Source organism: Sorangium sp. So ce381, assembly GCF_051473845.1.
In the GTDB taxonomy this organism is placed as follows: Bacteria; Myxococcota_A; Polyangia; order Polyangiales; family Polyangiaceae; genus Sorangium; species Sorangium atrum.
In genome coordinates, this window is sequence record NZ_CP150336.1 from 870486 (window position 1) to 897479 (window position 26994).

Sequence of the window (26994 nt, forward strand, 5' to 3'; positions counted from 1 at the left end):
GACAAGCCCCTGAGCCTCGCCAAGACTCGCGCCCCATGGATTTCGATCGCCGGATCGAGCGCGTCCTCCTCGCCGCCATCGAGCCGCTCTCCTCGCCCGCGTCGCCGCCCGGGCTCCTGGCCGCGACGCAGCACGCCGTCTTTCCTGGAGGCGCTCGCATCCGGCCGCGGCTCTGCCTGGCCGTCGCTTCGGCGTACGGCGATCCCGCGCCGGAGGCCGCCGACGCCGCGGCGGCGGCGGTGGAGCTCATCCACTGCGCTTCGCTCGTCCACGACGATCTCCCCTGCTTCGACGACGCGCCGATCCGGCGCGGCCGGCCGTCTGTCCACCGCGCCTTCGGCGAGCCGATCGCGGTGCTCGCCGGCGATCAGCTCATCGTGCTCGCCTTCGAGGCGCTCGCGCGCGGCGCCTTCCACGCCGTGGCGAGCGGCGTGATCGACGCGCGCCGGGCGGTCCGGTTCTTCGAGGTGCTCGCGGGCGGCGTGGGGATGCCGCAGGGGATCATCGCCGGGCAGGCGTGGGAGTCGGAGGCGAAGGTCGCGATCTCGGCCTACCGGCGCGCGAAGACGGGCGCGCTCTTCGAGGCGGCGGCGACCCTCGGCGCGCTCTCTGCAGGCCAGGACGGGGCCGCCTGGGGCGACCTCGGGCAGCGCATCGGCGAGGCGTACCAGGTCGCGGACGACGTGCTCGACCTGGTCGGGAAGCCGGAGGACATGGGCAAGCCGGCGGGGCGCGACGGGGCGCTCGGGCGCCCGAACACGGCGCTGGAGCTCGGGCTCTCCGGCACGACCCGGCTGCTGCAGCGGCTCATCCAGGACGCGGTCGAGGCGGTGCCGCAGTGCCCGCGGGCCGACGACGTGCGGTCGTGGGCCGTCGAGCTGGGGGACAGGCTCCTCCGGGTCTGCAGGGCGCCGGCGGCGGCGCTGCCGACCGTGAGCTCCATGTAACGGCTCGGGCGGCCTGACGTACGTCCGAGAGGGGCGCTCGTCGGAGCGACTCGGGACGTCTGAGACTGATGATCGAGAGTGGAAGCTGGGTTGTTTGCGCGTCGCGGGACGGAACGTGTGAACCTGACGTGAACCGACCTGAACCGACGTGAAGCCGACGTGAAGCCGACGTGAACCGTCGCGAGGCAAATTCAGGAAGGGCCTTAATGCGTTGTCGCCTCGCGATAGTGGGGCTGCGCCCAGGCTCGACGAACGCGGTTTGAGGTGGCATCCTCGGCGGGCCTTTCCGCGTCTGCCGCGGGGAGCGTGGCTGTGGAGCGGTGGTGAGGCGCTGTGTCCTGCGTCCGGTGAAGCGGGGCGTGGGTCATAGTCCGCGAGCGGGGGGATTGGGGGATGAGGGCGATTCGGGAGCAACACGCCACGATCGTTTCTCGAAAGCTCGAGGCCGACAGTCCGGGGGGGATGCGCGAGGCGATCACCTCCGCCGAGCAGCTCGCGCGCGTCGCGCGCGGGCGCCTCCGCGATCGGGTGGTGGACGTCGGGAGCGCCGCGGGCACCGCCCTCCGGGGTGCGCCGAGGAGCGCGAGCTTCGTCCGGGCGGGCGCCGCCGCCGTGCCGCTGCACGTGTCGCGGATGCTGCTCGATCGACACCAGGTCGCCGCCCACGCGCTCGCCCACCTCTACGCGGAGATCGAGGCATGCCGCTCGCTCGCCAGCTGGGCCTGCGAGGCGGGCGGTGAGGCCAGGGCCGTCGCCGAGGCGCACGCAGGGGCGCTGCTCCTGTCGCTGCGCGGCGGCGTCGATCTGGGCGGCGGAGAGATCGCGCCGCTCGGCGAGCTCGAGCTCCGCGACGACGAGGTCGCCAAGGCGATCGGGCACCCGGCGGTCGCGGCGTGGGCGCGCGACGCGGGCTCCGGCGTCGCCGTCGCCTCGATCGCGCGCGCGGCCGCCGAGCAGGGCATCCCCGCCAGCGCCGGCGCGGAGGACGAGCGCATCGGCTGGATCCGGCACAACATGCGCGACTTCGTCGAGCGCCTCGTCGAGCCGCTCGCCCCCGAGATCCACCGCCGCAACGGGCTCATCCCCGAGTCGATCGTCCGCCGCATGGGGCAGTTCGGGGTGTTCCGCCTCGCCACCGCGCCCGAGCACGGGGGCGACGGGCTCGGCGTGGCCGCCATGGCGACCGCCATCGAGGAGCTGGCGCGCGGCTCGCTCGGCTTCGGCGTGCTCACCATGACGGCCTCCATCGCGTCGGACCTCCTCGCCCGATCCGGCACGGATCTGCAGCGCCGGACGTGGCTGTCGCGCATCGCGAACGGCGAGGCGCGCTGCGCCCTCGCGTTCGCGGAGCCGGCGTACGGGTCGGACCTCGCGCGCGTCGCCACGCGCGCCGAGCGCCAGGCCGACGGCAGCTATCTGCTCATCGGAAAGAAGGCGTGGGTCACCGGCGCGTCCCGCGCCGACCTGGTGCTCACCCTCGCGAGGACCACGACGCCAGGGGGGCAGGGGCAGCTGCCGCTCGGGCCGAGCCTCTTCGTCATCGCGAAGCGGCGCGGCGCGCCGGGCGCCGACTTCCCGGACGCCGGGATCGCCGGGACCGAGCTGCGGGCGCTCGGGCAGCGCGGCATGGGGCACTACGAGCTCCGGATCGAGGGGCTCCAGATCGGCCGCGAGGCCCTGCTCGGCGAGCGCGAGGGCGAGGGGATCGCCCAGATCCAGCGGGCGCTCGTGACCGGCCGCACCTACGCGGCCGCGTGCGGCGTGGGCGTGGCCCAGGCCGCGCTGGAGCTGGCGCTCGAGCGGGCGAAGACGCGCGTGCAGTTCGGGTCGCAGCTCATCTCCTTCCCGCGCGTGGCGCACCGGCTCGGAGGGCTCATCGCGCGCGTCGCCGCCGCGCGGCAGCTCACGCGCGCCGCGGCGCAGGTGGCGGACACGGGGCAGCCGTGCGAGCTCACGTCGGCGATGGCCAAGCTCTTCTCGAGCCGCGTGGCCTGGGACGCGGCCGACGCCTGCATGCAGATCCACGGGGCGAGCGGCTACGCGGAGAGCTCGACCGCGGCGAGGCTCCTGCTCGACGCCCGGAGCCTCTTCTTCCAGCTGGGCCCGCACGAGGTGCTCGCGCAGGGCATCGCGCGCGCCCTGCTCGAGGGGCCGCTGCCCTGAGGCGCGCTCCGCCGCGGCGCGCCGCAGCGCGGAGGTACGAGCGACCGGCGAGCGCGAACGGGCGGCCGGGCGCGTGAACCGGCGAGCGAGCGCGTGGGCAGAGGCGCCGCGTGGCGCGGACGGCGCGGAGGTGCGGCGCAGCGCGCCGTCGTCAGCCGAGCGCGCCTGTGCCATGATCGCGCCGACCGATGGTCCGCGTCCGCTCTCCTCGCTACGGCCGCAAGCTCGACGATTTCACGGTCGGCGCGGTGTATGCCCACCCCTGGGACGTCACCGTGGACGAGGGGATGCTCGCGCTCTTCGCGGCCTCGTTCCAGGACGCGATCCCGACCTACGCCAGCCGCGTCGCGGCCCGGTCGGTGGGGCTCAGGGACAGGCCGGTGAGCCCGCTCTTGCTCCTCAACCTCGGCATCTCCTTCAGCGTGCACGACGTGAGCGAGCAGGCGATCGCGCACCTCGCCTACACCGACGTCCGGTTCCCGGCGGCCTGTTATCCGGGGGACACGCTGCGCGCGAGCTCGCTGGTCATCGGCAAGAAGCCGGTCTCGACGGGGGACAAGGGCGTCGTGCACGTCAGGACCCAGGTGGTGAACCAGGACGGGCTGCTCGTCTGCTCGTTCGAGCGCAAGGCGCTCGTGCCCCCTGGCCGCGTCCCGGAGCGCCCCGAGGACGCGCCGCACGCGGTCGCGCAGCCGGACGCGCCGCCGGGGCGCCTCCCGACGGAGCTCGACGGTCCGCTGCCGCCGCCTGCGCGCCAGGGCGGCTTCGCCTGCGCGTGGGACGACTTCGAGGTGGGCGACGTGATCACCCACGAGGTCGGCAGGACCATCGGCGACAGCGAGCACATGCAGCTCGCGACCCTCCTGCGCAACTCCCACCCGCTGCACGTGGACGAGCAGTACTCCAGGTCGAGCTCCTTCGCGAAGACGCGGGTCGTCCACGGGGGGCTCGTGCTGTCCTGGGTGCTCGCGCTCTCGAGCCGGGACACGGCCGGGTGCGGCGTCTGGGACCTCGGCCTCGACGAGGGGGCCCACCCGAGCGGCGTGCTCGCGGGCGACACGCTGTTCGCCGCGTCGAAGGTGATCGCCAGGGAAGAGGCCAAGAGCGGCGCCGGGAGCGTCACCTTCCGGATCGTCGGCGTGAAGAACACGCCGCCGCGCGCCCTGCTCGATCAGGGCGCCGACCTGTTCACACCCGAGCTCGGCAAGGCCGAGGGCAGGGTGAAGGAAAAGGTCGTGGAGATCACGCGAACGCTGCTCCTGCGCCGGCGGAGCTAGCTCTGTGCGCCAGCGATCCCTGGCGGGATTGCTGACGCACAGAACCAGGCCGCGAAGCGGACGCCGGGGTTCGGGGCGGAGCCCCGAGGAAACCCGGCGCGAAGCGGACGCCGGGGTTCGGGGCGGAGCCCCGAGGAAACCCGGCGCGAAGCGGGCGCCGGGGCTCGGGGCGGAGCCCCGAGGAAACCAGGCGCAACCAGGCGCGCTTGCGGCGGGGGCCGTAGAATGAGGAGTCCCCGGCGGGCCGCCTGCGGCATACAATGGCCGGCCATGAGGACCGCTCTGCCCCAGCGAGGAACGGGACGGCCATGAGCGCAGCTGGGAGCCGTGAGCTGGACGCGCTCCGCGCGCGCGTCGCCGAGCTGGAGCGGGAGCTGGCCCACGCCCGCGCGCCAGGTCGGATCGCCGCGCGAGGCCCGGACGCGCCGGCCAGAGACCCGGGCAGCGCGAGGGGCTCCGCGCTCGTCGAGCAGGCGCGGCGGCAGCTCGACGAGGGCGAGCAGGCGGCGCAGATGGGCAACTGGCTCTGGGAGCTCGGCCAGAGCAGCACCATCTGGTCGCGGCAGCTCTTCCGGATCCTTGGCCGCGATCCCGAGACGGATACGCCCTCGACGGAGACCTTCCTCGAGGCCGTCCACCCCGACGACCGGGAGCGGCTGCAAGCCGGCCTGCAGCTGGCGAACGAGACAGGCGAGGGATCGGGCGCGATCGCGTTCCGCGTGCGCCACCGGGATGGAACGGTGCGGGAGTGCCTGCTGAGCAGCCTGCCGCTCGTCGATGGGGCTGGGTCGCCGTCCCGCTTCTTCGGCGCGGTCGTCGACCTGACCGAGCGCCGCCGCGCCGAGCAGGAGCTCCGCCGCAGCGAGCGCATGCTGAAGGAGGCGCAGCGCATCGCCCACGTGGGCAGCTGGTCCTACGACATCGCGTCGCGGACGATCCGCTGGTCCGAGGAGCTCTACCACATCCTCGGCGTCGATCTCTCGGTGCGCCCGACGTTCGAGCTCTTCGCGGGCCTCATCCACCCCGAGGATCGCCACCGGGTCTTCGGCGGCGCGGAGACCGCGTCGCCGCTCGGCATCGCGAGCCCCGTCGAGTGCCGCGTCGTGCGCGCGTCCAGCGGGGAGCTGCGCCACGTGCAGATGGCGGCGCAGCTGGTCACGGACGACGCCGGGACGATCACCGGGCTGGTCGGCACGAGCCTCGACATCACCGAGCGCCGGCGCCTCGAGGAGCAGCTCCTGCACAGCCAGAAGCTCGAGGCGATCGGGCGCCTCGCCGGCGGGGTCGCCCACGACTTCAACAACATGCTCACCGCGATCTTCGGGCACAGGGAGCTCGCGGTGCGCAAGGTGCCGGCGGCGTCGCCCGTCGCCGAGCACCTCACGCAGATCGGCACCGCCGCCGAGCGGGCCGCGGCGCTCACGCGGCAGCTGCTCGCCTTCGCGCGCAAGCAGCTGATCCAGCCGAGCGTGGTCGATCCGAACGCGCTGATCTTCGGGGTCGAGCCGCTCCTCCGCCCGCTCGTCGGCGAGGACGTGGAGCTCGTCGTGCTGCCGGGGAGCCAGATCTGGCCCATCCACATCGATCGGGGGCAGTTCGAGCAGCTGCTCATGAACCTGGCCGTGAACGCGCGCGACGCGATGCCCGGCGGGGGCCGCCTGGTGATCGAGACGGCGAACAGGGCGCTCGGCGGGGGCGGCGGGGGGTGGGGGCCGGAGATCGAGCCCGGCGACTACGTGGAGCTCACGGTCACGGACACCGGGCAGGGCATCGACGACGCCGTCCATCAGTACGTGTTCGAGCCGTTCTTCACGACCAAGGAGCCGGGCAAGGGGTCGGGCCTCGGGCTCGCGACGTGCCACGGCATCGTGAAGCAGCACGGCGGCCACATCTGGTTCGCCAGCGCCCCCGGCCAGGGCACGCGCTTCACGATCTGCTTCCCGCGCGTGCGCGGCGTGCCCTGCGAGCAGCCTGTGAGGGCGACCGCGGCGGCCGTCGGCGGCGTGGAGACCGTGCTCGTCGTGGAGGACGAGGCGCAGGTGCGCGAGCTCTGCGTCGCCGCGCTGCGCGCCTTCGGCTACTCGGTCCTCGCGGCGCGGAGCGGCAAGGAGGCGATCGCGCTCGCGACCGCCTATCCCGGCCCCATCCACCTGCTCGTGAGCGACGTGGTCCTGCCGGACGCGCGCGGCCCCGCGCTCTCGGCGATGCTCGCCCGCGCGCGCGCCCCGCTGCCCGTCCTCTACGCCTCGGGCTACACGGAGGACGCCCTCCTCCCGGGCGATCTGCTCGACGGGGTCGCCCACTTCCTCGCCAAGCCGTACACGCCGACGCAGCTCGCGAAGGCGGTGCGCGCCGTGCTCGACGCGTCCGCGCAGGCGCGACGGGCGAAGGGCTCCGGCGACGCCCCGCCGCCGGCTCCGACCGCCGAGCGCCTGCAGTGAGCGCGCTCGTGCGTCGCGGGAGGCGGGCTCACGCCGCCGGAACGAGCGGTCGTCCACGTGTGCGGGCGCGTGTGCGCGCGCGTGCGCTGCGGTCCGCGGCGCGCCACGCTGGCCCCCACCGGCCGGGTGCATCTATCCTGGACGGGCGGCTTTGGCGATGAAGATCCGGGGGTCGGCGCTCATGCACACGAGGACCTACCTGCAGACGCGGTGGGGGAGCCAGGCCATGTCCGCCCTCGACGCCAAGCTGCCCGCCGCCGCGCGGGCGGTCTTCACGGCGCCCGATCTCGCGGCGCACGGCTGGTATCCCATCTCGGTCTGGAACGCGATCGCGGACGAGATCTCGCGGTGGCCCAACCGGTCCGGCGTCATCCGCGATCTCGCGGCTTACGTGGCCGAGCAGGACCTGACGCTCGCGCACAAGGTGCTGCTCAAGCTCGGCACGCCCGCGCTCGTCATGCGGCAGGCCGGCGTGATGTGGGGCATGTACTTCAACGGCGGCCGGCTCGCGCCTCTCGCCGAGGGAGAGCGGTTCTTCCGGCTGATACTTTACCTGGGGGTCGACCCGCAGTCGGACCCGGGGCGCCAGATCTGCAGAGACGCGGTGCCGGCGTGGCAGGAGAACGCGCTCCGGCTCTCCGGCGCGCGAGGCGGGCAGAGCCTCCACACGAAGTGCCGTTTCGAAGGACACCCCACCTGCGAGTACGAGGTGCGCTGGCTCCGCTGAGCGGCGGTCACCCGCGTCGGATACGGGCCCATCTCGACGTTTTCGGTGCTCAGCGCACTGGAGTGCGCTTCCGCGCCGAAAACGCCGACCTGGGCCCGTCTCCTGTGCGGGTGACCGCCGCTCTGAAGCGGGGCGTTACCACTTGGTGCAGAAGGCGAACAGGTTCACCTGCGCCTCTTCCGCGACCACCTCGACGGGGGTGCTCCCGAACTTCGACCGGGCGAACAGCGTCCTGAGATCGTCGATGCTGCGGTGGATCAGCTCCCACTCGAGGACGTGGTCCATGAACGCCTTGCTCGGGTTGTTCACCCCGAAATTGCCCACGACCGCGACGCCCCCGGGGAGGAGCTTGTCGTGCATGCAATTGAGGAGGGCCACGACCAGATCGTCGCGGAGATAGTCCGTGAGCCCGATGCTGTAGATCATGTGCTGGGGCTTGAGGACCGTCCTGCCGCGGCCGTGGGCCAGCCGCACCACGTTGTCCTGCGCGAAGCTGAAGCGGTCCATGACGCCGAGCTGATCGGCGATGCCGGCCGCGTAGGCGAGGGCCTGGTTGTCGATATCGATGCACGTCGCCTTGATGTCGGGCGGCTCGCCCCCTTCAGCGTAGAGGTCGAACAGCTCCCGGGCGGGGCCGCTCGCGAGGCTCGTGATGTGGACAGGGCCGGACGCGTGCGCGGTGCAGGCCTCCCGGATCGCGCGGCTCAGCACGCCTCTCCTGTTCTTGACGGCGCGGCAGGCGTCGATGGCGAGCCCCCACTGGTCGATGAAGCGGCCGAGGCGGCCGTCGCCCGCGGGCTCGTCGTTGTACATCATCTCGATGGTGTAGAAGTCGCCCGCGTAGCCGCGCGGCTTCGTGTAGCACCGGTCGACGGTGCGGCTCAGCATGAAGAGCGAGAAGGTCTCCCGGAAGACATAGGCGCCGATGCCCTTCTCGAGGTGGCGCTCGCGCTCGATGTGCTCGCGCAGCGCGGACACGATCGTCTGGCACGCGGCGCTCACCTTCTCCTGGATCTCCGCCTCGGGCTGCTTTGCCTCCTTCACCATCCTGTCGGCGATCATCATCTCGAACTTGAACTGTTCGACCGTGTCGATGAGCTTCGGAGGGATGTTGTTGGTGCCGGCCTGGCCCGTCCTTGCCGCGTGAAAGCGGTTGACCTGCGGCACGTCCTCGACGAGGAGCGGCGGGAGCATCGCGGTGTTCTCGCGGAGGCGCTGGGCGAGCATGATCGCGAGCGACTGGTAGAAGCGCGCCGCGAGGCCGGGGACGGAGGCGAGGAGCGAGTGCACATACGGGCCCTCGATGACGTCGAGAGTGCACTCCTCGCGGGCGACGACGGAGGCGCTCGCGGCGGCGCTCTCGAGGAACGACATCTCGCCGAAGATGGCGCCGGGACCGAGCTGGCGGAGCGCCACGCCGCGCCCGAGGTGCGCGACCTCGACCCCGACCAGGCCGCTGCGCACGATGAAGATGCCCTGCCTTCGCGAGCCCTCCTCGAGGATCTGCTCGCCCGGTCGGTAGGTGACGCAGCTCGACTTCTCCAGCAGAAGCCGCTCGTCGTCCTGGGTCAAGAACTCGAAACCTGTCGTCATGATGCCTCCCGACCGCCGTGGGCGCCCCGGCCTCGCGGAGGAACGGATCTCTCCCCCCGCCGCGGCGACAGAGGCGTCCACGCGTGCGCCCCTTCTACCACGACGCATCGCGCCTCCGCTGAGGCATGGCGGTCCGCGCGCTGGCTGGGCGCCGATCGCGCCGCGGTCGCCCCGGGGCGCCTCGTCGACCGCGCGCCGCGGCTGCCGCAGCGCGCCTCGTCGATCACGCGCCGCGCTCGCGCCGAACGCACGTCGCGCGGTCCTTCACCGGGTCAGCGCGGGGCGCAGGCCGCGACGCCGCCGTCCTCGGCGAGCACCAGCACACAGGTGCGGAGCACATCCATGCCGGCAAATCCGTCCGACGGACAGGTCGCCTGCCGCTCGCCGGGCAGAAGATCGAACTCCGCGGCGGCGTCGAACCCCGCCATCCGGAGGCGAGCGCCCGAAAGGACGGGAACGGTGTGCCTGCCTGAGGCGGCGTAGGCGCTCCTGTCGCCGGTCGCCCGGCGCGACAGCCGCTTCCCCGCGGGGGAGACGGCGAAGAGCGAGCTCTGCGACGCCCCCGAGTCGATCTTCAGCGTGACGTCGATCCCCTCCACGCTCGCCCTGGCGGTGAGCCCGCTGCCCTGGTTCGGGCCGCCGCAGCGGGCGAGCTCCATGATGGCGGCCTCGCCGAACCGCGCCCGGAGCGTGCGTGCGGCCTCGTCGCGCGGAGCTTCGGTCATCCGGCCCTCGCGCAGGTCGAGCACGACGGCGCGGCCCGGCCCCGCCAGCTCCTGAGGCGCGATGATGCCGCCGATGCCGATGCGCTGCAGGACGTCGGGCATGCGGACGACGAGCAGCGCGGAGACATCGACCCGGCCCCACCCGGAGAGCGCGAGGCTCGCGCCCTCAAGGCGGGACACCGCGAGGGGCCTGCCCGCTTGGTCGACGGCGACGTCGCCCGCGGTCGAGAGGGGCAGCGCGAGCTCGTCGGCGAGCCAGCGGGCCAGGACGTGGTGGGAGGCGCCGGTGTCGACGATCAGCACGGCCGGCTGGCCCGCCACGACGGCGTCGATAAGCGGCGAGGGGAACGCGCGATCGTCGAGGTGGTACTGGAGGCTGGCCCGGCGCTCGGGGCCCGCCGCCGGCGCCGCCGGGCCCGCGCCCGCCGCCGGGGGGCCCGCGGGCGACGACGCGTCGCCGGCGCCGGCGCCGGTCGACGCCGCGCTGCGCGGCGAGGCGGGCGCGGCGCGGACCGCGGCGGGCTCGGCGCAGCCGGCCACCGCGAGCGCGCCGGCCGCGGCGGCGGCCGAGAGCGCGGCGAGGAGCTGCCTGCGAGCGCGCGGCACGAGCATCCGCTACTCGACGCAGCAGAGCGTCGACTGCCCCGTGGGATCCAGCGAGCCGCTGAGGTTCGTGCGCGCGGTGCAGGTGGAGCTGGTCGGCGTGCCGACGAGGTGAGCCGGGGGCGAGTAGGCGTACCCGCAGTACCGCCCGCCCTGCGAGATCTGGGCGTGATCGAAGCAGGAGTAGTCGTTGCCGAGCTCGACGCGCACGTAGTTGCAGTCGCCGCCGCTCGCGGTGCACGAGCACGACGAGCACGTCCGGGTGTCGTTGTACCCCCGGAACCAGTCGCTCTCGCGCCGCGCATAGCCGCTGCAGGTGGCGCTGCCGGACACGAGCGCGCATTGCGTCGTCGGCGAGGCCTGCCTCGGGACGCAGGCCTCGCCGGCGCCGCAGCCCAGGCCGGCGCTCGCGTGGCAGAACTTCCTGGACTCGGTCCACGTCGCCGGCGCGGGGATCGCCGTGCCGGTCGCGGTGCAGCTCTGGATCACGTCGAAGAGGCCCGCGCGCACGCCGCCCCAGTCGACGAACCCGTTGTTGATCGGCTTCGCGTCGCACGTGAACCCGACCCGCTTCGCGAGCGTGCCGCGCGTCCCGCCCTCGTCGGCCTCGCACTGCGATTCGTCGGCGTAGAGGTAGAGATCCGCCGCGCAGTCGGTGGGGTTCGGCGTGCAGCCGCAGCCCTCGCAGCCGCTGCCGGAGAGGCCGCGGAAGAGGAGCGTCTCCTTCTCGGCGAACCCGTCAGGGCACGGCTCGGCCGCGTCCACGACGACGCCGAGCTCGAAGTTCGTGGGTGCCGTCAGGCAGACCGCGCCCTCCGCGCAGTCCGAGTCCGCGCAGTCGACGGCGTCGTCGCAGTCGTCGTCGAAGCCATTGAAGCAATCCTCGACCTGCGTGCAGCCGGTCGTCGCGCTCGTGCCGGCGCTCGCGCTCGTGCCGGCGCTCGCGCTGGAATGTTCGGTCGTCCCGGCTCCATCACCGCCGCCCGACCCGCCCGCGAAGTTGCGCTCCTGGACGCTGCAGGCCGAGAGGCTGACGAGCGCTGCTATCGCAGGCCCGCGAAAGTTCGTCATGCCGCCAGGATAGCCGTCCTTGCAGGGGAGGTGCAGCGTCATGTCCCGGAGGCGCGGCGCTCACCGCGAGGGGGCGTGATGGGCGAGGTGCCCTGTGACGCCGGGAGGAGAGGCCGTCACGGAGCCGTGGAGCGCTGGAGGCGGCGCTCCACCTCGGCGCGTGTCGGATACGAGGTCTGACACCCCTCGCGCTCGACCGAGATGCCCGCCGCCGCGATCGCGAACCGGAGTGTGGCCTCGATCGCCATCCCGGAGGCGAGCCCGCCGGCGAGCACGCCCGTGAGGGCGTCCCCGGCGCCCGTCGTGTCGACGGCGCGGGCCGGCAGGGCGGGGAGCTCCTCGCCCGACGGCAGCAGCACCGCGCCGCGCGCGCCGCGCGTGAGCACCACGCGCTCCGGCAGGTGACCGCGCAGCGCCTCGTGCTCGATCTCGTTGACCACGGCGAGATCGAACCGGCCGACGAGCTCGGGATCGATGGCGTTGACGGGCGACGGATTGCAGATCGACAGCGCGCCGTCGGCCCGCGCCGCCGCCAGCACGCCGTCGATCGCCGCGGCCGGGATCTCGCCCTGGCAGAGCCAGACCGAGGCCCCGCACGGCGAGGGCGGCGTGACGAGCGCGTTGGCGCCGGGGATCGCGAGGATCTGGTTCTCTCCGGCCTCGTCGACGCTGATCAGGGCCACGCCCGTCGTCGCGCCGCGGTGGACCGCCACCGCGGAGAGCTCCACCCCGTCGGCGGCGAGCGCGGCCGCGCAGAGCTCGCCGTGGGCGTCGTCGCCGCGCGCGCCCGCGAGCCGCACGCGCGCGCCGGAGCGCGCCGCCGCGACCGCCTGGTTCGCGCCCTTGCCGCCCGGCGCGACGAGGAAGCGGCGGCCCAGCACCGACTCGCCGGGGCGCGGCAGCCGCGGGCCGTAGCCGATGAGATCGGCGGTGATCGAGCCGCAGATCGCGAGCAATCCCATCACCGCCGCATACCACGAACGCGGCGGCGCCGGCCGGGTCCCCGGGCGCACGGCGCCGCCCACGGCGCGCTTGTCAGTCGGCGTTCACGGCCACGGCGTTGGTCTTGCCGCTGGCGAGCGCGCCGGCGCGGCGGATGATGCCGATGAACTCCTGCTGATCGCCCTTGCTGGACGCGGCGGCCCTCGCGATCTTCTCGATGTCGGCGAGCCTCCAGGAGCGCGCGTGCGGGCTGTGGCGCAGGACCTCCGCGAACCCTGCCACCGCGGACGCGAAGCGGAAGTCGGCCGGCGCCGCGTCGAAGGTGGGGGCGACGGCGCCCGGGGCCATCTTGACCAGGGTCTCCTCGGCCGTGTTCGAGCCGAGCGGCGCCTTGTGGCGGAGGCGCACGACGACCGGCGCCGCGCCCTCGCCCTTCAGCGCGGGGGCCTTGAGCTCGACGTCGTAGATGGCCGTCACGCTGTGCCCGGCGCCGATCTCGCCGGCGTCCACCTTGTCGTTCCGGAAGTCCCGGTCGGCCACGTCGCGGTTCTCGTAGCCGATGAGCCGGTAGCTCTTGACGAAGCTCGGGTCGAACTCGACCTGGATCTTCACGTCGCGGGCGATGACCTGGAGCATCCCGCCGACCTGCTCCGAGAAGACCCGCCGCGCCTGCGCCTCGCTGTCGATATAGGCGTAGTTCCCGTCGCCCTGGTTGGCGAGCTGCTCCATCATGAGATCCTTGTAGTTGCCCTGGCCGAAGCCGATGGTGGACAGCGTGATCCCCTTGTCCCTCGCGCGCTTGATGGTCTTCAGGATCTCGTCGTGGGAGGTCGGGCCGACGTTCGCGTCTCCGTCGGAGAGCACGATGACGCGGTTGACGTGCCCCTTCACGAGCGTCCGCTCGGCCAGGCTGTAAGCGAGATCGATGCCGCTCGACATGGCGGTGGAGCCGCCCGCGGTGAGGTCGTCGAGGGCCGCGAGGATCTTCCCCTTGCTCTCGATGCCGGTCGGCGCGAGCACCTCTCGCACGCTGCCCGCATAGGTGCAGAGCGCCACGGTGTCCCCCGGCTTGAGGGTGTCGGTGAGCATCTTCAGGCTCTTCTTCGCGAGCTCGATCTTGTCCGGCGACTGCATCGAACCGCTCGTGTCGACGAGGTACACGAGGTGCACCGGGGTCCGCTCCTTGGCCGTCACGCGCTTGCCCTGGACCGCCACGCGCACGAGGTGGTGGCCCGCCGTGAACGGCGAGGGCGCGGCCGCGAGGTGCACGGCGAACGGGCCTGTCGCGGGCGACGCATAGCCGTAATCGAAGTAGTTGAGGAACTCCTCGGCGCGCACGGCCTGATACGGGGGCAGCGCGCCATCCATGATCTTGCGGCGCGCGATGGCGTAAGAGGCCGTGTCCACGTCGATCGCGAACGTCGAGAGGCGGTCCTTCGCGGGGTCCTCGACCGGGTTGACGCCGTAGTCCCGGTACGTCTCGCTGCCCTGGGGTTCGGGCGCCGTGACGGCGACGGACGGGGGCGGGGGCGCGGGGCGCGCCACGGCCGTCGCCGCCGGGGTGGGCGCCTTCTTGGGCGCGGGCGCGCCGCCCGTCACCTGGATGCGCGCGTCCGCCCCGGGCGCGGCGCCCGCCTTGGTCGCCCGCGACTGCGTCGGCATGGGCGAGGGCGGCGAGGGCGCCACAGGGGCCGCCGCCACGGGCAGGGCCGGCGGCGGCGCGGGCTCCGCGAGCGCGGCGCCAGGATCGGCCGCCTCGGCTTCCTCGCGCTTGGCGGTGGGCGCGCGGCCCTCGTCTTGCGAGGCGTCGAACTCCGGCTGCATGGCCCGCCCGGCGGCGGCCTCGGTCGGCGCGGCCGACGCGGTCGCCGCCGTGGGGGAAGGCGTGGATCCACCGCAGCCGATGAGCAGCGCGGTGACGAGGGCGGGGGCGACGAGATCGAGGGGCCGGGTGCGCATGAGGTGTCCTCCTTGAAGGGGATCGCGAGGGCGGATCCCTGCTGTACGTTCTCGTGGGTCGGCCATCGCCGATCGCCACACAGGTCCATGTGGGGGCCGCACGCGCGGCTGCCCCACAGCGCGTTTTCCACGGGCGAGACGGGCCCTTCGCCGCTTTCGCTGCGTGAACGCCGCGTGTCGCCGGTCGTCCGGCGAGCCGACGAAGGGGCTCTCACGGCCGGGGCCCGCCGTGGCGGGGCTCGGCGCGTCCGAGTGCCAGGGAAACGCGGTCGTCTCGGCCGGCTTACACCCGAAATCGACGGGAGCTGGCGTCGGGTCCTCCGCCCTCGGAATCAGAGCGGGCGCGGGGCGTGGCGCCGCACGCTAGATTGAGCAAGATCGCGGGGAGGCGGGGCGGCGACGGCCGTCCTCCTTCCTTCCCGCTTCCCTCTCGATCTCTCCTCAGGAGGTCCGTGATGAGCGAAACGAGCCGCGAGCGCTTCCAGTCCACCCTGTGCCGCGCCAGGAAGATCGCCGTCTTGACGGGCGCAGGCGTCTCGGCGGAGTCGGGCATCCCCACGTTCCGCGGCGCTGGGGGGCTGTGGCGGCGTTACGAGGCGACGAGCCTCGCCTCGCCCGAGGCGTGGCAGCGCGATCCGGGCCTCGTCTGGGAGTTCTACAACCACCGCCGGGAGCGCGCCCTCGGCTGCGCGCCGAACCCGGGCCATCACGCGCTGGCGCAGCTGGAGGCGCGGTGGCGGGAGGCCGGCAGGGTCTTCACCCTCATCACCCAGAACATCGACGGCCTGCACGAGCAGGCGGGCTCCCGGAGCCCGGTGCGCCTCCACGGCTCGCTGTGGCAGGTGCGCTGTCTCTCGTGCGGGAGCGTGACCGAGAACCGCGACGTCCCCATCACGCCTGCCTTCGCGGGCAGCGGCTCTCCCGATCCGGAGGCCCCCGCCCGCCGCTTCACGGCGGCCGAGCTGCCGCGCTGCCGCTGCGGCGGCGTCCTCCGACCGCACGTGGTCTGGTTCGGCGAGGCCCTCCAGGAGAGCGACCTCTCCGCGGCGGCCGCCGGCGTCGAGGGCTGCGATCTCCTGCTCGTCGTCGGTACGTCGGCCGTTGTGTATCCCGCGGCCGGTTTCGTCCCCATGGCCAAGCGCCACGGCGCCCTCATCGCCGAGGTCAACGTCGAGCCGAGCGCGATCTCCGGCCTCTGCGATGTCGTGTTCACCGGCGGCTCCGGCGCGATCCTGCCCTCCCTGCTCGACGTCACGCCGGGCCGAGCGCCGTGAGCGCCGCGGCCTGACGGGCGCGGCGAGCCGGCGGCGCCAGCGCGACGCGCGGTCACGTCGCAGCGGGCGCGCGGTGCACGCACCGCGCGGCGCGGCGCGTGCTTCCGCCGGGGTCATGGAGCACGTCAACCGTGGGATCTCAGGGCTAACGTGGGTGGCGATCGCGCTCGTCGTGATCGGCGCCGTCAACTGGGGGGTCGTTGGGCTGTTCGGGTTCGACGTGATCGCCGGGCTGTTCGGCAGGCTCAGCGCGCTCAGCCGCATCATCTATGTGATCGTCGGGCTCGCTGGGCTCTACCTGCTCTACGCTGCGGTCCAGCTCGGAAAGCGCGAACGGGTCACCACGATGCCCTGAGGGCGACGCGCCTGCGCGCCCCGGGCGCTCATGCGCCCGGGCTGGCCTGGCCGCCGAAGCCGCGCGGACGGGCGGCGGCCGCGCGCGCCTCGATGAACCGCGACACCGCGTCGACGAACGCCTCGGGGTTCTCCACCTGCGGCATGTGCCCTGTCGCCGGGATGAAGGTGAGCTGCGACCCCGGCAGCGAAGCGTGAAGCTTCTTCGCGTCGTCCGCGCTGTTGCCGAGGAGCTGGTCCGCCTCGCCCCAGACGAGGAGGGGACTCAGGCTGAGCGGGGCCCTGAGACCTCCCTGGATGGCGGCGTCGAGCACCGCCTCCAGCTGAGGTGGATTGGCGCTCCCCAGGACGTCCCGCAGGGCAGCCGGGGCGCGGCCGGGATCGGCGTAGGCGCGGCCCAGGACCCCCGGGCTATAGGTCTGCTTCCGCATCAACGCGCGCAGCATCCGGCGGGGCAGCGGCCGCGCTCCGAGCCAGCCGACGAAGCGCGGCAGCGGGGGGATGGGAACGCCGTTGACGAACACGAGCCCTCGGCAGCGGGACGCGAACAGGGTAGCGAAGCTCGATACGACCGATACGCCGAAGGAGTTGCCGACGCACCACGCGCTCGAGACACCGAGCTCGTCCAGGAGCCGATCGAGCCAGCGCGCATAGGCGTCCAGGGAGCCGAGCCCCGGGGTGTCCGTGCGCCCGACGCCGGGCAGATCGGGCGCGATCACCTGGAAGCGCTCCGAGAATCGCTCCCAGACAGGCCCCCAGTGCATCGGCGCCCCACCCCAGGCGCCGTGCACCAGCAGCAGCGGCTCGCCCTGCCCGCCCACGTGGACGCTGGCAGGGCGGCCGTCGATCGCGATCTCCTTCAACGAAACCGTGCTCATGCCCCTCTCCTGTGCGGCATCATCGCGGGCCCATCCTGCCCCTGGGCGCCGGGGGCCCGCAACAGGAACGCACGCCGGCGCGCGCCCCCGTCCATCCCTCTTGCCCGCGCGGCCGCGCGGCGCCTCTCGGGCCTTCGCGCTTGCCTCACGGGCAGCCGATCGCGGTATCGTCCCCGCCGTGTCCCCCGCTCAGAAGCTCCGCGATCTGCTCGCCTCGCCCGGCCTCCTCGTCATGCCTTGCTGCTTCGACGCGCTGTCGGCGCGGCTGATCGAGCAGGCCGGCTTCTCCCTCTCGTTCATGAGCGGCTTCGCGGTCTCTGCCGCGCGCCTCGGCGCGCCCGACACGGGGCTCATCTCGTATGGTGAGATGGTCGATCAGGCGCGGGCGATCTGCGGCGCCGTGTCGATTCCGGTGCTCGGAGACGGCGACACGGGCTACGGCAATGCGATGAACGTGAAGCGCACGGTGCGCGGTTATGCGCAGGCCGGGCTGGCCTGCGTCATGATCGAGGACCAGGTCGCCCCGAAGCGCTGCGGCCACACGCGCGGCAAGCAGGTCGTGCCCCGCGACGAGGCGTTCACCCGCGTCCAGGCCGCCGTGGACGCGCGCGACGAGGGCGCCGGCGTGCTCATCATGGCCCGCACCGACGCCCGCCAGACGCACGGGTTCGATGAGGCGCTCACCCGCGCGCGGGCGTTCGCCGACCTCGGGGCAGACATCGTGTTCCTGGAGGCGCCCGAGAGCGTGGACGAGATGCGAACGTTCTGCCGCGAGGTGCGCGCGCCGACCATGGCCAACATGGTGGATCACGGCAGGACGCCGGTGCTGCCGCCGGCCGAGCTCGAGGCGATCGGCTACAAGATCGCGGCCTATCCGCTCACCCTGCTCTCGGTCGCCGCCGCCGCCATGCGCGAGGCCCTCGCGTCCCTGCGCGCCGGACGGCACCCCGACCCGCGGATGAGCTTCGCGGCGCTCCAGGAGATCGTGGGGTTCCCCGAGTACTACGCTGAAGAGGAGCGCTATGCGCAGCCGCCAAGGAAGGGGTGAGTCGAGCACCATGGCCACGATGTCCTCCGCCGCGCCCGCGTCGCTCCTCGACGCCGCGCGCAGCCTCGTTCCGCTCGTCCAGGAGCACGCCCAGCGGGGAGAGCGGGAGCGCCGCCTGCCCGATCCGGTCGCGAGGGCGCTCCGGGAGTCGGGCATCTTCCGCATGTGCCGTCCGCGCGCGCTGGGCGGGCTCGAGGCCGACCCCCTCACGGCGCTGCAGGTCATCGAGGAGCTCTCGCGCGCCGACGGCGCCGCAGGGTGGTGCGCCATGATCTGCGGCACGACCGGCGCGTTCGAGGCGTACATCCCGGCGGAGGGGGGCAAAGAGATGCATGCGAGCCCGGACGCCGTGACGGCTGGCGTCTTCGCGCCGAGCGGGCGCGCCGTCGAGGTCGAGGGAGGATATCGGGTCGCCGGGAGGTGGGCGATGGCGAGCGCCTGTCATCATTGCGACTGGCTGGGCGGCACCGCGGTGGTCTACGACGGGTCGGCCCCGCGCATGTTGCCCGGGGGCGTCCCCGAGGCCGTCGTGCCGATGTTCCGCGCCTCGGAGTGCGAGATCCTGGATACGTGGAGCGTCTCCGGTCTTGCCGGCACCGGGAGCCACGATTTCGCGGTCGTGGACGTCTTCGTGCCGAGCAGCCGGTGCATCCGACTCCCCATGACGGCGCCGACCCATCCAGGGCCTCTCTTCGTGTTCCCTCTCTTCGGCTTCCTCGCGAGCGCGGTCGCGGCGACCGCGCTCGGGATGGCGCGCGCCGCCGTCGATGAGCTGACCCGGCTCGCGGCGACCAAGCGGCCGAGCGGCATGACGACGTCGCTCGCGACGCGGCCCTCGACGGCGCTCGCCGTGGCCGAGGCCGAGGCCACGCTGGGCGCGGCCAGGGCCTACCTCCTCGAGGCCGTCGGCGCCGTCTGGGACGCCGCGGTCTCTGGCACGTCGATCTCGCTGCGGGAGCGGGCGCGCGTCCGGCTCGCCGCGACGAACGCCGCCCTCGGCGCGGCGCGCGCCGTCGATCTGGCCTTCACGGCGGGCGGCGCCACAGCGCTCTACGCGGAGAGCCCTCTTCAACGCAGCTTCCGCGACGTTCACGCCGTCACGCAGCACGCCCTCGTCGCCCCGCACACGCGCGAGGTCCAGGGCCGTGTGCTCCTCGGGCTGGACACCGAGCTGCCGATGTTCTGAGGGGCCGTCCGCGCGAAGAGACGCGGATACGAGAGGGCAGGGCGGGCGATCGAGCACGCGCCCGCGGGGCGCGCCCCGCTCTCATCCCAGGGGCAGATCCACCCAGCGCTCGAACCCAGGCCGGCGCTTGATGCGGCCGTACCACGCGTCGACGTGCTGCAGCGCGGGCCGCTCGGTCTTCAGGTTGTACCACCGCTGCGCCGCGACCCCGAGCGGGATATCGGCGAACGTGAAGTACTCTCCCGCGGCCCACGGGTGCCGCGACAGCTGCCTGTCGAGGATCCCCAGCGCGGCGAGCGCCGACTTGCGCGCTGCCTCGATCGCGGCCTGATCGCGGCGCTCTTCGGGCGTGCGCACCAGCTGCACCAGGAGCGTCCGGATCGGGGGCCACAGGGTCCCGAACTGCCAGTCGGTCCAGGCGTCGGCGCGCGCCCTGTCGGCGAGATCGCTCGGCTGGAGCGGCGCCGACCCGTAGCGCGAGAACAGATAACGCACGATCGCGTGCGACTCCCAGAGCACCAGCGGGCCGTCCTCGAGCGTCGGAACCAGCCCGTTCGGGTTGAGGGTGAGATAGTCGGCGTCCTTGACGCGACCGAACGTCCCGCCGGCGTCGATGCGCTCGAAATCGAGCTTGAGCTCGTCGAGCGCCCAGAGGACCTTCTGCACGTTCGAAGAATTCTTGTGACCCCAGAGCTTCAACATGATGTCCCTTGTCCCTCGGCGCCGCTCAGGCGGCCGTCGTCGCCGGCTTCACGAACTTCGCGAAGCGCTCCACGTAGAACTCGACCGGATTCTGGATGGCGCGCACCGCGGGGCGCGCCTGCACGGCCTCGATCCACGCCCGGAGCCGCGTGAGCTCCGCGGGGATGGAGAAGTCGCGGAGGCGGCCGACCGCCGACAGCCGCTCGAACCATGGATAGAAGGAGAGATCGACGAGGCTGACCTCGGCGCCGAGCCAGTAGGGCCCTTGGCCCGACGATCTCGCCAGCGCCTCCCGCTCGATGAACGCGAGCACGTCGCCGAGCGCCTTGCGCCCCTCCGCCTCCTGGTCCCGGTTCTCGGCCCTGAGCAGCTGGGTGAACGCCGGCACGAGGCGCGTGTTCGAGTAATCGATCCAGATCCTCGCCAGGGCGCGCCTGCCCGGCTCCCTGGGCAGGAGCCGCGGCTCGGGGAAGACCTCCTCGAGGTACTCGTTGATGATCGCCGACTCCCAGATGCGGTGGCCCTCGTGCTCGATCGCCGGGACCTTGCCGTAGAGCGAGGCGTCGACGAACGCCCGCGGCTTGTTCTGCAGATCGACCTCGGTCAGCTCGAAGTCGATCGCCTTCTCCTGTAAAACGAGCCGGGTGCGGTGGGCGAAGGGGCACGCCTTCGCGCTGTAGAGTCGCAGCTTCGTCATCCTGTTCTCCTTGATGGCGTGCGCCAGGCGAAGAGCTCTCCTGCTCTCAGGCAGGGGGTGTGCTCAGCTCACGGGCCGTCGTCGTGGCAGGGAGCAGGGAGCGTGCCAGAGCGCTGTTGCAGGAACGGATCGCAATCGTTCGCGCCGGCCGCGCGCTTGCTGCGACGGAAGCAGGGATTGCTGGTGATGTGCTGCGGAGGCAGCAGTGAATCCGGCGTGGAGCGTGGGAAGGCCGCTGCTGATCGAAGGTCGACTCCTTGTCGAGTATCCGGAGACGTCGGGCCCCTCGGGACGAGGCGTGCTCAGATCTTCATCCTTCCTCCTCGTGTCATGGTTCGCAGTCCGCGCCACCTCAGCCAATGGCACCTCTGCTCGAGCGGTCATCCGCCGTCCACGCGCGGGCGTGGATGTGGATCTCCTCCCGGTGTGCGGGAAGGCGCGCTGATGTTTTCCGCCTTACTCTTCTATGGCGGACATTAATCTGTTATGACGGACATGTCAAGCCGCTCCGCGGCGGCGTCGATGCCCTCGGCAAGAGGTGCGTGGACCGGTGTAGACCCGCGATGATCGCTGCTGTGGCGAGGGATTGGCCGGATGTGCGAAGCTTGTCGTCGTTGTATGCTGCGTGGCGTGACGACTGCTCTCCTCGACGCCGGAGCACACCATGGTTCGCATGGTTCGGGGCGTGACCGTCGCGTGGTCCGATGGCCTGGGCAAGAGGGTATTGTCGCCGTCGAGCGCATGACGGCGACAGGCATGGAGCGACGCGATGACAGGTGAACGCCCGCCGGACCGCATCCTGACCGCTCGGCTGACGGTGCGAGCGTGGCGACCCGAGGATGCGCCTTTGATCAGGGGGGCGATCGACTCCAGCCTTGCGCACCTGCGGCCCTGGATGCCGTGGGCCGTGCACGAGCCCTCCTCCATGGAGGCGACCGCCGCGCTCCTGGAGAAGTTCCGGGACGACTTCACGGCGGGACGCGACTTTCATTATGGCATCTTCACGCGCGACGAGCGCGACGTGCTCGGGGGTACGGGGCTCCACCCGCGGATCGGCCCGGGCGCGATCGAGATCGGCTACTGGCTCCGGGCGACGGCGACGCGCTGCGGTTACGCGACCGAGGCGGTGGCAGGCTTGACCCGGGTCGCGCTCGAGGAGCTCGGCGTGAACCGCGTCGAGATCCGCTGCGATCCGCGGAACACCGCGAGCGCCGCCGTGCCCCGGCGGCTCGGGTACCGGCATGTGACGACGCTCGAGGCGAACGCCCTGACGCCCACGGGCGAGCCGCGCGACACGATGGTGTGGGCGCAGACGGCCGCGGAGCTCGCGGGGTCGAGCCGGGGAGGCTGAAGCTCATGAGTCCGTCCCCCTCGGCCAGCGCCCCGGGAGCGCCATCGGATTCGGAGGTTCGGATCGAGGAGCGGCCGATGCGCCGATAACGGGGTGCCGATGCGCCGATAGCGGGGCGGACGCCGCGATCACTCGAGCTCGAGCGTCATCTCGATCATCGTGCGGCGAAAGCCGAAACGCTCGAACAGGCGCTGCGCGGCGGCGTTCTGCGTTGCGGTGTGGAGCACGATGCGCGGCGCGCCCAGGGCCCGGAGACGCGTGATGACGGCCTCCAGGAGGATCGCGCCCGCGCCCAGCTGGCGCGCGGACTCAGCGACATAGATGTCGTGGACGGCGCCGCAGGTGTCGAGGAGGCTGTTCCAGTCGCGCGGCTCCCGGCGGCCGTAGGCGTAGCCGACCAGCGCCGGCTCGGCGCCGGTTCGCTCGGCGACGACGATCGCGGCGTCGGGGTCGGCGAGCTCGCTCGTGAGCCATCGCTCGTAGCCCGGCTCGATCGGCTCCAGGCACATGAAGCGGTGCGGATCGAGGGCGTGGTGCAGGCGGACGAGCTGCGCGGCGAAGCGCGCCACCTCGGGCATGTCGGCGCGCACCGCGAGGCGGGCGTTGACGGAGGGGATCATCCGCCAGGATAGCCGAGCCGCGGCCGCTCGCTCCGCCTCAGCGACCCTTCCCGGCCCCCAGGCTCTCCAGCGCCTGCTCCGCGTCGCGCCGGTAGGCGTTGTCGGTCGGCGCCGTCTCCAGGAAGCGCTCGTAGTGGTGGATGGCCTTCTCGCGGTTGTTCGCAGCGCGGAGCGCCTCGGCGAGGAGGAAGTGCGCGTCGAACAGCCACGGCGGGGTCGAGCGGTCCGGCGCCTCGCCCAGGGTGACCGCCTGCTCCATCTCGCTCGCGGTCCCGGCCCGGTTGCCGCGCGACGCGTAGATCTTGCCGAGGCGGTAGTGCCACTCGGGGACCTTGTCGTTGGCCGCGATCGCCTTGCGCCACGCCTCCTCCGCGGCCGCCCAGTTGCCCTGATCCTGGTAGCAGAGCGCCATCGTGGCGTAGGCCTCGTAGCGGGACGGCCGCTTCTCCAGCGCGATCTTCAGATCCGCGAGCGCGTCCCGGCTCGCCCCCTGCTTCTGCAGCAGCACGCCGCGCTGCCAGTACGCGTCGCCGAGCTCCGCGTCGAGCTCCAGCGCGCGCTTCAGCGCCATCTCCGCGCGCGCGGTCTGGGCCGTCTCGTTGGCGCCCCAGCCGACGTACAGGTGGTACTCGGCGCGGTTCGGATCGAGCTCCGCGGCGCGCTCCAGGAAGCGCAGCGCCTCGGCCATGTTCGTGCCGCGCACGAGGAGCGCGCGGCCGAGGAAGTGGTTCGCCTCGGCGGAGTTCGCGCGATCCTTGAGCACGTCGCGCAGGATCGGCTCCGCCTGGCTCGCGTGCCCCGCCATGACCTGGGTCGAGCCGACGCGCAGCTTCAGGTCGATGTCGTTCGGCGCCTTGCGGAGCGCGTCGGCGTACATCTCCAGCGCGCGCTCGCTCTGGCCGGTCTCCTCGAACAGGAGCCCGCGCTCGAGCGCGAGGCCCGGGTAGTCCTTGTCGGCCGCCGTGACCTTGTCGAAGACCTTCGCGGCGTCCTCGAACCGGCGCAGGCGACGGTACGCCACGCCCAGCTTGAACTGGCTGCCGAGGTCGTCCTCCTTCGCGAGCGCGAGCTCGAGCTCCTGCCGGGCTTCGTCGTAGCGCCCTGTCTGGAGCGCGACCTCCGCCTTGGCCTTGTGCAGCGCGGGCAGGTCCGGGAACTTCGCCGTCGCCTCCGACAGCTTCTCCGCCGCCGCCTCGTTGCGGCCCATGCTGGACAGGAGCGACGCCAGCGCCACGTAAGCGTCGACGACCTCCGGGAGGTTCTCGGTCGACTTCACGGCGTCGAGGTACGCCTGCTCCGCGTCCTTCTTGTTGCCGAGCGCGAGCTCGGTGCGCCCGAGCCAGTAAGCGACCTGCGGGGCCGCCGCGTGGGTCTTCTGCAGCTCCTTCAGGAGGTCCTTCGCCTCCTTCATGCGCTCCTGCGCCAGCCAGGTCTTCGCCTTGCCGAGCTGCGCGGCGAGGTTCTTGTCGTCGGCGCGGGCCGCGGCCTCGAAGCGCGCCTGCGCCTCGGAGTAGCGGCCCGACCGGTAGAGGACCTCGCCGTTGCCGATCAGGGCGCGCACCGCCTGCGGATCGAGCTTCACCGCGGCGGCGAACGCCTGCTCCGCCGCGCTCATGCGCGACTTCGCGAGGTGGATGGTGCCGAGCAGCGTGTACGCGTCGACGATCTCTGGGTCGCTCGCGGCGGCCCGGATCGGGCCGTCGCCGGTGACCTTGCCGAGCAGATCGAGCGCCTCCTGCTCGCGGCCCGGGGCCTGCCAGAGCAGCGACGCGATCAGGGTGCGCGCCCCGACGTGGTCGGGTGAGGCCTCGAGCGCGCCTCGGGCGCTCGCCTCGGCCCCCGCGGCGTCCCCGGCGAGGATCTGCGCCCGGGCCAGGCCGTAGAGCGTGCGCGCGCTCTTCTGGATGCCGCTCGCGTGCTGCCACGCCGCGATCGCCTTGGGGGCGTCCTTCGCGGCGAGCTCGATCTCGGCGGCGAGGACGGCGAGGTCGATGTCGTCCTTGAGCTGCGTGGCGAGCGCCTGCGCGGCCTGCCGCGCGCGCGGGAGCTCGCCGCTGGCCGCGGCCTGCGCCGCGACGGCCAGGGAGAGCAGGTCGCTCGGATGGGAGCTCGCGAGCGTGAGCATCTCCTTGCCGAAGGCGTCGTCGACGGTCCGATGCCCGAAGCGGATGCTCCGCGCGAAGGCGATGTACGCGGCGTAGGCCATGGTCGGCCGGTGGCGCGGCGCATTGCCGCGCGTGGCGTTGGCGTCGTTCAGCGCTCCGTTGGCGGCCGACGCGGTGTCCTTGCCGAAGGCCGCCTGGGTCCGCTGGCGGAGCTCGGCGAGCGCCCCCTCGTGCGCGAAGGCGTTGAGCCGGTCGCTGATGAGGTTCACGCCGAAGGCGCCGACGTCCGGAACGAGCGCGAGCGCGCCGCCGCTGACGGCGGCGACCGCGAGCGCCGCCACGACGTAGCGCTTGATCTTCGACTTTTGCGGCGGCGCTTCCGTGGTCGCCGCGGGCTTCGCGACCTGCGCCTCGGGACCGGCGCTCAGGTCGCCGATCTCCGTGCCCGCGCCGGTCAGGTCGACCTCGTCCCCGACGCTGGGGTGCGGCTCGCTGAGCTCGATGCCCCGATCGTCGGCGTCCGCGGGCGATTGCGTGAAGTTCCCGGAGCGGTCGGACGGATCGTAAGGGGCGGGCGCGGCGCCGGAGGCGAGCTGCGTGACGCTCTCGCCGAGCGCGATCTCGTCGCCGAAATCGGCGGCGCCGAAGCCTGCGGTGGGCGCGGCGCCGAAGCCGGTGGTGGCCGCGGCGCGGACGTCGGAGGGCGGCGCGGCGCCGAAGCCGGTGGTGGCCGCGGCGCGGACGTCGGAGGGCGGCGGCGCGGCGAGGAAGTCGGCGGGCGGCACGGCGCCGAAGTCGACGGGCGGCATGGCGCCGCTGCTGGGTGGCTCGGGCGCTGCCTGCGGCGGGAGGGGGCGCGGCCCGGGCGCCTGGAATGCGGCGCCCACGCGCGAGTCGTCGTAGTCCGGCGGGGCCTCGTCGAAGAGCTCGGCGCCGACGATGGTCCCCGGTCCGGCAGGCGAGCCGGCACCGGTGGCCTTCGTGGGGAGGGCGGAGCCGGCGGCCTTCGTGGGGACGGCGGGGCCGGTGGTCTTCGTGGGGAGGGCGGAGCCGGTGGTCTTCGTGGGGAGGGCGGGGCCGGTGGCCTTCGTGGGGAAGCCCGCGGGGGCCGGGGCGGGGAAGCCCGCCTGGGCCGCGGCCGGGAGCCCGGCGCGAGCCGGCGAGGGAAGCGGCGCGGAAGCCGGCGTGGGCAGGCCCGTGTTCGAGAACGGAGCGGGCATGCCGATGACGGCCGGGGCCGAGCTCGGCAGATCGCCGGCGACGATGGGCAGGTCGCCCGAGGACGCCGAGGGCAGCTCGGAGTCGCCGTCGCCCTCGAGAGGCAGCTCGAGCTCGCCGAAGCCGAACGACATGGATCCGCCGGTGGAGCGCGCCGGAGGAGCCGGGGGCACGTCGTCGTCCAGGTCCCCGAAATCGTACTCCGGGGCCACGCGCGGGGGCGCGTCTCCCGCACCGCGGGTGCGCCCGCGCCCGAGCGGCTGCGTGGCGGCCCCGGCGTTTCGCGCGCCGAGCCCCGCGTCGCGCGCGCCGGGCCCCGAGGGGGCGCCCGGCGTCGACTCTCGCTCACCGAACCCGAGGGTGCGCCGGCTGCTCGGAGGATGCGGGTCGACCCGCGCCGGCAGGTCGGCCCCGGAAAACGCGGTCGGCGTCGCCGGGGCGGTGCGGGACTCCGCGCGCGATCGCGCCGGGAGCGCCGACGCCCCTGGCGCATTGCCGTAGACGACAGGCAGATCGTCCGGGTTGAGCCCCTGCACCTCGGCGTCCATCGGGCTCGGGAGCTCGACCATGAGGTCGATCTCGCCAAAGCCGCGCCGCTGCGGCACGGTCTTGGCGTTTCGCCGATCGGACGGCGCAGGGCGATCGGGGACGTCCGGCAGGCCGATCTCGCCGAAGACCTCCGGCCCCGGGGGCTCAGGAGGCGGCGCGGGAGGCGCGGGCGCCGCGCGGCGCGGCGGCGTCGGTACCGGCGCCGGCGCTGGCCCCGGGCGCCGTGGAGGCACGACGGCGGGGAATGCGACATCCTCCGGAGCCGCCACGGGCAGATCGGCGTCCTCGGGCCCCGCCGGGGCGCTCCGCTCCGAGAGCTGAAGACCTCCCGCCCCGGCCCGCGGCGGGGGGGTGGGCACAGGCGTCGGCGCAGGCGCTGCGCTCGCGCCCCCCTTGGTCACCAGCAGGCTCGTACCGCACTTCGGACAGCGCATCCTGAGCCCCGCAGGGGGGACACGCTTCTCGTCGACTTGGTACGGCGATTTGCACCCGTCGCACTCGACCTTGATCATGCTTCCCGACCCGATGCCGGCGCCGCGAGTGCCTTCGCAGGCGCCCCCACGC

Annotated in this window: 20 protein-coding genes; 10 read left to right on the top strand and 10 right to left on the bottom strand. The window is 73.2% G+C overall.

Annotated features, from left to right (window positions below; genetic code table 11):
• Positions 1–35 precede the first annotated feature (35 nt).
• From WMF29_RS03215 to WMF29_RS03235, 5 genes are all read left to right on the top strand, one after another.
• Positions 36–947 (top strand): polyprenyl synthetase family protein, encoded by a 912-nt coding sequence (locus WMF29_RS03215; protein ID WP_437327424.1) that lies wholly within the window; start codon positions 36–38, stop codon positions 945–947.
• Positions 948–1340: 393 nt separating this feature from the next.
• A complete protein-coding gene (locus WMF29_RS03220) occupies positions 1341–3110 on the top strand; it encodes an acyl-CoA dehydrogenase family protein (RefSeq protein WP_437327425.1) in 1770 nt (589 codons plus the stop codon).
• Positions 3111–3298: 188 nt separating this feature from the next.
• Positions 3299–4387 carry a MaoC family dehydratase gene (locus tag WMF29_RS03225; protein ID WP_437327426.1) on the top strand — a complete coding sequence of 363 codons (1089 nt, stop codon included), beginning with the start codon at positions 3299–3301 and terminating at the stop codon, positions 4385–4387.
• Between the two features lie 308 nt (positions 4388–4695).
• A complete protein-coding gene (locus tag WMF29_RS03230; protein ID WP_437327427.1) occupies positions 4696–6828 on the top strand; it encodes an ATP-binding protein in 2133 nt (710 codons plus the stop codon).
• A 157-nt stretch (positions 6829–6985) separates the two neighbouring features.
• Positions 6986–7555: a hypothetical protein gene (locus tag WMF29_RS03235; protein WP_437327428.1), complete on the top strand. Its 570-nt coding sequence runs from the start codon at positions 6986–6988 to the stop codon at positions 7553–7555.
• 135 nt (positions 7556–7690) lie between these two features.
• On the opposite strand, the gene WMF29_RS03240 is transcribed toward WMF29_RS03235, so the two are convergent.
• The 5 genes from WMF29_RS03240 to WMF29_RS03260 all read right to left on the bottom strand — a co-directional run bounded on the left by WMF29_RS03240 (position 7691) and on the right by WMF29_RS03260 (position 14448).
• Entirely contained in the window at positions 7691–9148 is a 1458-nt protein-coding gene (locus WMF29_RS03240; protein ID WP_437327429.1) for a cyclic nucleotide-binding domain-containing protein, read from the bottom strand.
• A gap of 272 nt (positions 9149–9420) precedes the next feature.
• On the bottom strand, positions 9421–10485 hold the full coding sequence (locus WMF29_RS03245; RefSeq protein ID WP_437327430.1) for a retropepsin-like aspartic protease: 1065 nt from the start codon (positions 10483–10485) through the stop codon (positions 9421–9423).
• Positions 10486–10488: 3 nt separating this feature from the next.
• Complete coding sequence (locus WMF29_RS03250) at positions 10489–11547, bottom strand: hypothetical protein (RefSeq protein WP_437327431.1); 1059 nt, start codon at positions 11545–11547, stop codon at positions 10489–10491.
• Between the two features lie 116 nt (positions 11548–11663).
• On the bottom strand, positions 11664–12509 hold the full coding sequence (locus tag WMF29_RS03255; RefSeq protein WP_437327432.1) for a ribokinase: 846 nt from the start codon (positions 12507–12509) through the stop codon (positions 11664–11666).
• A gap of 73 nt (positions 12510–12582) precedes the next feature.
• Entirely contained in the window at positions 12583–14448 is a 1866-nt protein-coding gene (locus WMF29_RS03260) for a vWA domain-containing protein (protein ID WP_437327433.1), read from the bottom strand.
• Positions 14449–14903: 455 nt separating this feature from the next.
• On the opposite strand from WMF29_RS03260, the gene WMF29_RS03265 reads away from it, so the two are divergent.
• Together WMF29_RS03265 and WMF29_RS03270 are read left to right on the top strand one after the other, a co-directional pair.
• Complete coding sequence (locus tag WMF29_RS03265) at positions 14904–15722, top strand: SIR2 family NAD-dependent protein deacylase (protein WP_437327434.1); 819 nt, start codon at positions 14904–14906, stop codon at positions 15720–15722.
• A 154-nt stretch (positions 15723–15876) separates the two neighbouring features.
• Complete coding sequence (locus WMF29_RS03270) at positions 15877–16077, top strand: DUF378 domain-containing protein (protein WP_437327435.1); 201 nt, start codon at positions 15877–15879, stop codon at positions 16075–16077.
• A gap of 28 nt (positions 16078–16105) precedes the next feature.
• Here the strand turns inward: WMF29_RS03270 and WMF29_RS03275 are convergent, their stop codons facing one another.
• Positions 16106–16954 (bottom strand): alpha/beta fold hydrolase, encoded by an 849-nt coding sequence (locus tag WMF29_RS03275; RefSeq protein WP_437327436.1) that lies wholly within the window; start codon positions 16952–16954, stop codon positions 16106–16108.
• 178 nt (positions 16955–17132) lie between these two features.
• Here WMF29_RS03275 and WMF29_RS03280 point away from each other — a divergent pair, with 178 nt between their 5' ends.
• Positions 17133–18002: an isocitrate lyase/PEP mutase family protein gene (locus tag WMF29_RS03280; protein ID WP_437327437.1), complete on the top strand. Its 870-nt coding sequence runs from the start codon at positions 17133–17135 to the stop codon at positions 18000–18002.
• Positions 18003–18012: 10 nt separating this feature from the next.
• Positions 18013–19188, top strand: coding sequence for an acyl-CoA dehydrogenase family protein (locus WMF29_RS03285; protein ID WP_437327438.1), 1176 nt, complete (start codon positions 18013–18015; stop codon positions 19186–19188).
• An 81-nt stretch (positions 19189–19269) separates the two neighbouring features.
• On the opposite strand, the gene WMF29_RS03290 is transcribed toward WMF29_RS03285, so the two are convergent.
• Together WMF29_RS03290 and WMF29_RS03295 are read right to left on the bottom strand one after the other, a co-directional pair.
• Positions 19270–19890: a glutathione S-transferase family protein gene (locus tag WMF29_RS03290; protein ID WP_437327439.1), complete on the bottom strand. Its 621-nt coding sequence runs from the start codon at positions 19888–19890 to the stop codon at positions 19270–19272.
• A 25-nt stretch (positions 19891–19915) separates the two neighbouring features.
• Entirely contained in the window at positions 19916–20587 is a 672-nt protein-coding gene (locus tag WMF29_RS03295) for a glutathione S-transferase family protein (RefSeq protein ID WP_437327440.1), read from the bottom strand.
• Positions 20588–21356: 769 nt separating this feature from the next.
• On the opposite strand from WMF29_RS03295, the gene WMF29_RS03300 reads away from it, so the two are divergent.
• Positions 21357–21938 (top strand): GNAT family N-acetyltransferase, encoded by a 582-nt coding sequence (locus tag WMF29_RS03300; protein WP_437327441.1) that lies wholly within the window; start codon positions 21357–21359, stop codon positions 21936–21938.
• A gap of 128 nt (positions 21939–22066) precedes the next feature.
• On the opposite strand, the gene WMF29_RS03305 is transcribed toward WMF29_RS03300, so the two are convergent.
• Positions 22067–22558: an N-acetyltransferase family protein gene (locus WMF29_RS03305; protein WP_437327442.1), complete on the bottom strand. Its 492-nt coding sequence runs from the start codon at positions 22556–22558 to the stop codon at positions 22067–22069.
• Positions 22559–22595: 37 nt separating this feature from the next.
• On the bottom strand, positions 22596–26942 hold the full coding sequence (locus WMF29_RS03310) for a tetratricopeptide repeat protein (RefSeq protein WP_437327443.1): 4347 nt from the start codon (positions 26940–26942) through the stop codon (positions 22596–22598).
• Between the last annotated feature and the right edge of the window lie 52 nt (positions 26943–26994).

What these genes read in the sequence shown, in the direction of transcription:
- WMF29_RS03310 (WP_437327443.1), bottom strand. Translation starts at nt 26,942, where the DNA reads ATGATCAAGGTCGAGTGCGACGGGTGCAAATCGCCGTACCAAGTCGAC.
- WMF29_RS03295 (WP_437327440.1), bottom strand. Translation starts at nt 20,587, where the DNA reads ATGACGAAGCTGCGACTCTACAGCGCGAAGGCGTGCCCCTTCGCCCAC.
- WMF29_RS03235 (WP_437327428.1), top strand. Translation starts at nt 6,986, where the DNA reads ATGAAGATCCGGGGGTCGGCGCTCATGCACACGAGGACCTACCTGCAG.
- WMF29_RS03300 (WP_437327441.1), top strand. Translation starts at nt 21,357, where the DNA reads ATGACAGGTGAACGCCCGCCGGACCGCATCCTGACCGCTCGGCTGACG.
- WMF29_RS03305 (WP_437327442.1), bottom strand. Translation starts at nt 22,558, where the DNA reads ATGATCCCCTCCGTCAACGCCCGCCTCGCGGTGCGCGCCGACATGCCC.
- WMF29_RS03290 (WP_437327439.1), bottom strand. Translation starts at nt 19,890, where the DNA reads ATGTTGAAGCTCTGGGGTCACAAGAATTCTTCGAACGTGCAGAAGGTC.
- WMF29_RS03230 (WP_437327427.1), top strand. Translation starts at nt 4,696, where the DNA reads ATGAGCGCAGCTGGGAGCCGTGAGCTGGACGCGCTCCGCGCGCGCGTC.
- WMF29_RS03215 (WP_437327424.1), top strand. Translation starts at nt 36, where the DNA reads ATGGATTTCGATCGCCGGATCGAGCGCGTCCTCCTCGCCGCCATCGAG.
- WMF29_RS03255 (WP_437327432.1), bottom strand. Translation starts at nt 12,509, where the DNA reads ATGGGATTGCTCGCGATCTGCGGCTCGATCACCGCCGATCTCATCGGC.
- WMF29_RS03265 (WP_437327434.1), top strand. Translation starts at nt 14,904, where the DNA reads ATGAGCGAAACGAGCCGCGAGCGCTTCCAGTCCACCCTGTGCCGCGCC.
- WMF29_RS03275 (WP_437327436.1), bottom strand. Translation starts at nt 16,954, where the DNA reads ATGAGCACGGTTTCGTTGAAGGAGATCGCGATCGACGGCCGCCCTGCC.
- WMF29_RS03250 (WP_437327431.1), bottom strand. Translation starts at nt 11,547, where the DNA reads ATGACGAACTTTCGCGGGCCTGCGATAGCAGCGCTCGTCAGCCTCTCG.
- WMF29_RS03285 (WP_437327438.1), top strand. Translation starts at nt 18,013, where the DNA reads ATGGCCACGATGTCCTCCGCCGCGCCCGCGTCGCTCCTCGACGCCGCG.
- WMF29_RS03225 (WP_437327426.1), top strand. Translation starts at nt 3,299, where the DNA reads ATGGTCCGCGTCCGCTCTCCTCGCTACGGCCGCAAGCTCGACGATTTC.
- WMF29_RS03220 (WP_437327425.1), top strand. Translation starts at nt 1,341, where the DNA reads ATGAGGGCGATTCGGGAGCAACACGCCACGATCGTTTCTCGAAAGCTC.
- WMF29_RS03260 (WP_437327433.1), bottom strand. Translation starts at nt 14,448, where the DNA reads ATGCGCACCCGGCCCCTCGATCTCGTCGCCCCCGCCCTCGTCACCGCG.
- WMF29_RS03240 (WP_437327429.1), bottom strand. Translation starts at nt 9,148, where the DNA reads ATGACGACAGGTTTCGAGTTCTTGACCCAGGACGACGAGCGGCTTCTG.
- WMF29_RS03245 (WP_437327430.1), bottom strand. Translation starts at nt 10,485, where the DNA reads ATGCTCGTGCCGCGCGCTCGCAGGCAGCTCCTCGCCGCGCTCTCGGCC.